This is a genomic window from Streptomyces sp. AM25 (assembly GCF_058146165.1).
On the sequence record NZ_JBKIWN010000044.1, the window covers coordinates 21,467 to 28,606 of the forward strand.

The window sequence follows — 7,140 nt, forward strand, 5'->3', positions numbered from 1 at the left end:
GAACGTCTGAGCGAAATCGGCCTAACTTGGGCCCGCCGCCGCACCGATAGCGTCGGGGGCGCACCGAGCACGGTGTGCCCCGACCAGATGAGGACCTGCAATGCGCGTTTCCGTGATCGGCTGTGGTCACCTCGGCATCCCGCACGCAGCGGCGATGGCCGAACTCGGCCACGAGGTCATCGGCGTGGATGTCGACCAGGCCAAGGTCGACCGGCTCAACGCCGGCGAATGCCCCATCTACGAGACCGGCCTTCCCGAGTTGCTCGCCCGACACACCGCGAGCGGACGCCTGCGGTTCACCACCGACATCCGCGAGGCCGCCGACTTCGCCGAGTTGCACTTCATCGGCGTCGGCACCCCCATCGACGCCGACGGCCGCTCCTACGACACCGGGCAGGTCTACGGCGCCATCCGCCAGCTCGCCCCCCACCTCCACCACCCCTGCACGATCGTCGGGAAATCGACCGTCACCGTCGGCACCACCCACCAACTCACCAGCCTTGCCCAGCGCTTGGCCCCCGCAGGCGAGCGCGTCGACGTCGTGTGGAACCCGGAGTTCCTCCGCGAGGGACACGCGGTGCAGGACACCCTCCGCCCGGACCGCATCATCGCCGGCCTCACCACCGCCGAGGGCGAGAAGGCGATCCGCGCCGTCTACGCCCCGATCCTGGAGGCCGGCGTCCCGCTGTTCGTCACCGACCCGCAGACCGCCGAGCTCGCCAAGGGTGCAGCGAACACGTTCCTCGGTCTGAAGATCAGCTACATCAATGCCGTTGCCGACATGTGCGAGGCCGCCGACGGCGACGTCTCCCAGATCGTCGAGATCCTGGGCATCGACCCGCGCATCGGCAGCGGCGGCATGCGGCCCGGCATCGGCTACGGCGGCGGCTGCCTCCCCAAGGACGTCCGTGCCTTCACCGCCTCCGCCCGGCAACTCGGCGCCGAGCAGGCCGCTGTTCTCCTGCGCGCTGCCGAGACGATCAACGAGAGCCGAACCGGCGTCGCCATGGATCTCATCACTCGCGCCCTGGGCGACCGCCCCCTCGAAGGTGCTCGGGTCACTGTGTGGGGTGCGGCGTTCAAGCCCGGCACCAATGACGTTCGTGAATCCCCGGCCCTCGCTCTCGCCCGCGCCCTTCAGCAGGCCGGCGGCACCGTCACCGTTCACGACCCGCAGGCCGTGGCCACGGCCATGATGCGCAACCCCGAGTTCGACTACACCGACGACCTGCCCGCCTCCCTCGACAACGCCGATCTCGTCGTCCTGGCCACCGAATGGCCCGAGTACCAGCAGGCCAACCCCCAAGCCCTCGTCCGCCGCCCTGCCAACCCCCTGCTCGTCGACTGCCGCACCACCGTCGACCCCGAGCCCTGGCGCGCGGTGGGCTGGACCGTCCACCAGCTCGGACGGCCTGGGAAATAGGGTCGGCCCCCTGCTGTCGGCACGGGTTACCTTGCGAGCATGACGGGCTCTTGTGGGGCGCCGTTGCTCAGCACGTTCGAGGTGAGGTCGGCGAGCTGGCCAGGATAGACGGTCTCGCTGGTCGTGCGGAGCTCGGTGACGGTCCACCAGCGCAGCGCCCGAATGGTGTCGGGCTGGGTGGCTCGAGCGAGGTCCGCGGTGTCAGTGGTGAGGTGGGCGAGGTAGTACCGCTCGACCTGGCGGACGGTCTGCCCGCCGACCTCGTGGTCCTGGCTGCGTTCGGCGAGTTGGGGGCCGAGCTCGGCGTCGGTGACGCCGAGCTCTTCGCGTAGCTCCCGCCGGACGGCGGTCTTGTGGACTTCGCCCTTGTCCAGTGATCCGCCGGGTGTTGCCCAGAACCCGCCGTGCTCGTCGTAGCGGAGGAGGAGGACGCGGTCCTGGTCGTCGAGCACGACGGCGCGGGCGGCGCGGCGGATGGGTGGGGTCATGGGGCCAGTGTGGCCGGTTCGGCCTGTGCGGACCGGATCCCCAAGTGCTCCCGCAGCTCGCGGGCGGTGAGGTTCGGGATGTGGAGGTGGGCGTCGAAGGTCAGGTCGGGCGCGGAGGGGACGGCGATGAGGTGCATGCCGGCGGCGAGGGCGGCAGTGGCCCCGGTGGGCGAGTCTTCGAACGCGATTGCCTGCCTGGGGTCGGTGTCGAGTGCGGCGCAGGCGTTGAGGTAGACGTCGGGGGCGGGCTTGGGGCGGGCGGCGGTGTCGCTGCCGAGGATGGCGATGAAGGCTTCGAGGTTGAAGTGGGGTTCGAGGTAGGCGCGGACGATGGGGGCGGGGGTGTTGGAGGCGATGGCGAGGGGGCGGGTGCCGGCGAGGGTGTCGATGAGTTCGACGGCGCCGGGCATGGGGGCGTGGCCGTCGCCGAGGTTGGTCTGGACGAGGTCGTACAGCTGTTGGCCCAGGACGTGCGGTTGGGCGGGGTGGGCGAGGAGTTCGGCGAGGCGGTGTCCGAGGGGGATGAGCTGGAGGCCGACGAGGCTGCGGCGGTCGGCGGGCTTCAGGCGCTGGCCGTAGTGGGCGGCGAGGGTTTCGTAGGCGCGGTCCCAGGCGCCCTGGGTGTTGACCAGGAGTCCGTCGCAGTCGAAGACGATGGCCGCGTGCCGGATCTGCTGCCGGGATAGCCGAGTGAGGGCCATGGTGCTGTGTCCTTCCTGGTGAGGGGCGTTCAGCGGGGTTTGGTGGCGACGGCGCAGGCGAGCAGCGGGTAGGCGGGATCGTAGTGTTCGAGGGCCTCGGCGGGGAGTTCTTCGGTGGCGAGGCCGAGGAGCATGGCCTGGCAGGCGGTGAGGTTGCCGTGGCCGGTGACGGTGACGTCGCCGTTCCAGCGGGAGAGCAGTCGGGCGAGGCCGGGCGGGGTGAGGCGCCAGAAGTCGTGGTCCGGGGTGCTCTTGGAGAGTCGGCCGACGGTGGGTGTGGTCAGCAGCAGCGTGCCGCCCGGGGCGAGTGCGTGGTGGCAGTTGTCGAGCGCGGCCGCGGGCGAGGTGAGGAGTTGGAGGGTGTGGGTGAGCACGATGGCGTCGAAGGTGGCGGGCGGCAGGGAGCCGGGGACGGTGAGGTCGGCGTACAGGGTGGCGCGGGTGTTGGCGGTGTCGATGTCGACGGCCGTGGTGGTGCTCACGCCGGTGCCGTAGGTGCGCAGATAGGTGTCGTCCTTGATCTCGGCGGCGTGGCCGTGGATGAGGTGTGCGTGGCGGGTGAGGAAGCGGTTGATGTAGTGGCGGTCGACGGGGGTGCCGCGGTCGTAGCCGTAGAAGTCCGAGACCGGCTCGGAGGGGAGCGAGAGGGCGGGCTGCGTCATCAGCGGGCTCCGTTCGTGGTGAGGGTGGTGAGCTGGTCGAGGGTGTGGTGCAGGTCGTCCTGCAGGCGTGGGATGCGGTGGCGGCGGGCGGTGGTGGGGGCCCATCGCTGGTGGGAGCGCAGTTCGCGGGCGCTGGCGAGGGTGGCGGCGAGCCAGAAGGCCGCCTGGTGCGGCAGTCGGGAGGGCATGGCGCGGGTGATGGCGTGCCGGTTGGCGGGGTGGTCGCCGAGGAGGACCCACAGCATGGCGTGGTCGTAGCCGGGCAGGCGCAGGGCGAGGAACTCCAGGTCGATCAGGGCGAGTGGTCCGCCGCCGGGTGGGGTGAGGGCGTTGGCGGGGTGGCCGTCGCCGAATTCGAGCCGCAGCGGCAGGTGGCGGCGGGCGCAGTCGAAGGCACGGCGTGCGGTGTCGAGTTGCCGGGGGGTGAGCAGGTCCAGGGCGGCGAGCTGGCCGGGATAGTCGTTGTCGTCCGCCCACGCGCCGCACGGCCGCCAGCGGTGCACCGCGTCCAGGGCGCCCAGCAGTGCGCCGAGGGCGTCCGGCGGCAGCGGCGCGTGCGGGTACCGCTCGGGGGCGAGAGGTTGTCCGGGCAGGCGGGAGATGACCAGGACGGGGGCCTGGTGGTCGGCGCCGAGGAGCTCGGGCATCGTCACGGGCGGCCGGGCCTGTAGCAGTGTGCGGTAGACGGCGATCTCGTGGCGGGCCCGGCCCAGCCAGAACGGGCGGCGGTCGACGGGCACCTTCACGAAGGCGTGCCGGTCGTCGACGGTGCCGGGGACCAGCAGGGAGGTCTCGGTGGCCAGCGGCGCGCCGTCGGGCGTGAAGCCGGGGGTACAAGCACGGGCGGCGACGACGGCTTCTTCCACGGCCGAGGCGACGAGCATGGTCGTCACAGGGCGCTCCCTTCGGTGGCGGGGACGGGCAGCGGCCAGCGGCCGGGCGGGCGCGGCGGCAGAGTGCGGAGGAAGACGAGCGCCTGGCCGAGGAGCACAGTCGGCGCGGCGGTGCCGTCCAGCTGCAGCACCCGGCCGGGCAGCCGGGCGAGCGCCGCGGCGTAGTAGTGGGCCATCGCTGCTCGTACGGCCGGGGCGACCAGGTGAGCGGGGAGGGGGCCGCGGGCGTGCAGCCGGGCCCGGGCGACGGGTTCGGGCACCGTCAGGTGCAGCACGGCGTCCGGCGGCCGCAGGCCGGCGAACAGGCGGGCCGCATAGGCGAGATCATCGGGGACGCCGATGGCGCGCATCCCCGCCTCGTGCGCAGCCAGCGACAGCGGGCACCGGTCGAACACCACCACCGCGTCGGTGGCGGCCGCACGCTGCCGGTCCTGTTCGACGGCGGCCAGATGATCCAGCCCGGCGCGGGCGGCCGCGGCATCAGCCGGTGGCCACGGCGGCAGCGGAGCGAGATCGGCGTACTCGGGCACGACGTGCGCACCCAGAGCCTCGGTGAGCGGGCCGACAAGGCTGCTCTTGCCGGCCCCGCACATCCCCTCGACCGCCACCTGCACCTGTCCGACTGGGGCGGTGTGTGCGTTCGGGGGCCGTTTCACCGGAATGCCTCCGTGATCTCGGGTGCGCTCGCTACCCTCGGGCACTCCGAGGAGCAGCGGGGCCGGTGAGGAGAGCGGGCATGGAGAGCGCGGACCGGACAGACGCGCAGTTGTGCGGCCAGGTGCTGGCCGCCTTCGGCCTGCCCGCCCCGGAAACAGTGCGGCCGGTCCCCGAGGGGCTGATGAACCGCAACTGGGACGTCCGCGCTGGCGGGGCCCGGTATGCGGTGAAGGAGGTCCTGGACGTCGGCCCGGACGCCGCCCGGCGGCAGCACGACGCGACGTGGGCTCTGGCCGACGCCGGCCTGCCTGTCCCGGCCCCCGTGCCCACGCCCGGCGGGGACACCCTCGCGGTCGTCGATGGCCGCCCGTACGCGCTCACGCCCTGGGCGCCGGGGGAGATGGTGCCCGCGCATTCCTGGAGCCTGGCCCAGGCGTCGGCGGTGGGGGTCTTGCTGGCCGAGCTGCACGCCGAGCTGGCCACCGCCATGCCGCCCGCTCCGCACACCGTGCCGGTGACCGTCACCGCCCCGGAGAAGGCGGCCGCCCGGATCACCGACTACCGCCGGAAGGCCGCCGCGGGAGGCGACTCCTTCGACCGCGTGGTGGAACAGGCGCTCACCGAGCGCGAGAGACTGCTGGACGCATGGGCCGGCCAGCGGCCAGTCGACGGCGAGCGTGGCCCGGTCGGTTGGTGCCATGGCGATTTCCACGATCTGAACCTCCTCTGGCAACAGGGAGCAGTCAGTGCGGTGTTGGACTGGGACCGGCTGGGCGTGCGCCCGTACGCCGACGAGGTCGTGCGCACCGCGACGCTGCCGATGATGTTCGGGAGCGGGGACGAGCACGGGCTCGACCTCCCGCTGGTGACCGCGTTCGTCACCGGCTACCGCAAGGCCAGCGGGATGCCCGCGGCGCCGTTGGCGGAGGCGGCCGAGCGGCTGCGGTGGGAGCGCATCTGCGACGTGTGGCAGCTGAAGGTCCACTACGACAAGGGCGACCCTTCGTGTGACCACCTGTTCACGGCCGCGTCGGCGCTGATCGGCTGGTGGTGCCGCAACCGCGAGCGGGTCGAGGACGCCCTTACGCGGGGCTGAGCGGCGCCTCGCCGACGGCGGCGGCCGCCTGGGCGGCGATCTTCCAGCCTCTGGGCCCGGCAGCATTAGCGCCGCGGGCCAGGCCCCTGCGCCAGAGCCGCCGCCGTTCCTCCAGCGGTGGCTGGGCGGCTACCGCGCGGGAGTGCACGATGCCGTGCACCACGAACTCGTCGTGCGTGCGCCGGGCCCACGCCGCGGCGCCGCGCGGGCTGCGGGTGGCGAAGAAGGCGAACAGCGCGCCGGTCTCCTCCTCGAAGAAGGCTTCCGGGCTGGTGCGGCAGCCGGTCGAGGTCCGCGGGACTGCGGAGATGTCGACCAGCTCGCCCAGAGATCGGCCGCAGCCGGGTACGGGCTGGTCGCGCTCCCCGGCCGGATACCGGCCGACCGCGCCGAACTTCAGGTGGGGGGAGCCCAGGCGGACGTCCGGGGTGAAGTGCAGGGAGTACCCGGCATCGGTGAGGTCGGCCGAGAGCGTCATCTGGTCCGCGTAGGAGGTGGCCCAGGCGCTCTGGTCCGCCCACCCCCCGACCGCAAGAAGCGCGTGCCGGTCGAGCAGGAGCATGCCGCCGACCAGCTGCACCCGCAGCGGGGCGAGCAGCCCGCCGGCGCCGGGCAGCCGCCGGGGCGGCAGGTGGGTGTCGGGCCAGCAGTGGAATCGGGTCGAGAACCGGGCCCGCTCGATGTCCAGCCGTCCGACGGTGTGTGCCGGGGTGGTCTCGGCGGGGGAGAGGGCGCGGTAGTAGACCGGCAGCATCAGCGCCGCCGCCCCCTGGTCCCGGCGCCGTACGGCGGCCAGGGTGGCGCTTGCGCCGGCGGCCCACAGCGGCGGCATCACGCAGTCGTCGTCCGCGTACAGCAGCCACCGGTGCCGGGCCGCGCGCGCCCCGGCCGTCCGGGCGGCGGCCGACCCGGCGTGTCCGCCCAGCCGTACGACCCGCACCGGCACCCCGCCGGCCCGGTGCTCGTACACGGCGAGGACGGCGACGGTGTGATCGGTGGACCCGTCGTCCACCACAACGATCTCCGCCAGCGCGCTCCCCGCCTGGGCCTGCAGCGAATCCAGCGCCCACACCAGCGGGTTGTCGCCACTCTGGGGGCCTTCGGGGGCGAAGGGGCACCGGTTGTAGGTGGCCAGCACCGCCGACACCGGGCCCAGCGCGGGCGACGCCGTACCCAGCACCTCGGTCAGCAGCGGCTCCTCCGCGCGCAGGGCAGCCACC

The 7,140-nt window shown here is 73.1% G+C and carries 8 protein-coding genes; 2 read left to right on the forward strand and 6 right to left on the reverse strand.

The window, feature by feature from the left end; all coding sequences use genetic code 11:
* The first annotated feature begins 100 nt into the window (after positions 1-100).
* Positions 101-1,423: a UDP-glucose dehydrogenase family protein gene (locus ACLHRZ_RS33815; RefSeq protein ID WP_490422440.1), complete on the forward strand. Its 1,323-nt coding sequence runs from the start codon at positions 101-103 to the stop codon at positions 1,421-1,423.
* 26 nt (positions 1,424-1,449) lie between these two features.
* Here ACLHRZ_RS33815 and ACLHRZ_RS33820 read toward each other — a convergent pair whose 3' ends face one another.
* From ACLHRZ_RS33820 to ACLHRZ_RS33840, 5 genes are read right to left on the reverse strand one after another with little or no spacing between them, the layout of a single operon-like run.
* A complete protein-coding gene (locus tag ACLHRZ_RS33820; protein WP_490422441.1) occupies positions 1,450-1,911 on the reverse strand; it encodes an NUDIX hydrolase in 462 nt (153 codons plus the stop codon).
* On the reverse strand, positions 1,908-2,612 hold the full coding sequence (locus ACLHRZ_RS33825; protein WP_490422442.1) for an HAD family hydrolase: 705 nt from the start codon (positions 2,610-2,612) through the stop codon (positions 1,908-1,910). Before ACLHRZ_RS33825 ends, ACLHRZ_RS33820 begins: the two co-directional genes overlap by 4 nt.
* Before the next feature lie 29 nt (positions 2,613-2,641).
* The gene (locus ACLHRZ_RS33830; RefSeq protein ID WP_490422443.1) at positions 2,642-3,274 is read right to left on the reverse strand and encodes a class I SAM-dependent methyltransferase; all 633 of its coding nucleotides are present in this window, start codon (positions 3,272-3,274) and stop codon (positions 2,642-2,644) included.
* Entirely contained in the window at positions 3,274-4,158 is an 885-nt protein-coding gene (locus ACLHRZ_RS33835) for a phosphotransferase (protein ID WP_490422447.1), read from the reverse strand. The genes ACLHRZ_RS33830 and ACLHRZ_RS33835 overlap by 1 nt, the downstream gene beginning before the upstream one ends.
* 5 nt (positions 4,159-4,163) lie before the next feature.
* The gene (locus ACLHRZ_RS33840) at positions 4,164-4,823 is read right to left on the reverse strand and encodes a hypothetical protein (protein ID WP_490422444.1); all 660 of its coding nucleotides are present in this window, start codon (positions 4,821-4,823) and stop codon (positions 4,164-4,166) included.
* Between the two features lie 80 nt (positions 4,824-4,903).
* Here ACLHRZ_RS33840 and ACLHRZ_RS33845 point away from each other — a divergent pair, with 80 nt between their 5' ends.
* A complete protein-coding gene (locus tag ACLHRZ_RS33845) occupies positions 4,904-5,920 on the forward strand; it encodes a phosphotransferase (protein ID WP_490422445.1) in 1,017 nt (338 codons plus the stop codon).
* Here ACLHRZ_RS33845 and ACLHRZ_RS33850 read toward each other — a convergent pair.
* Positions 5,907-7,140: glycosyltransferase family 2 protein (locus ACLHRZ_RS33850; RefSeq protein ID WP_490422446.1), on the reverse strand; the 1,234-nt coding region annotated here is incomplete at its 5' end. The two genes, ACLHRZ_RS33845 and ACLHRZ_RS33850, sit on opposite strands and share 14 nt — an antisense overlap.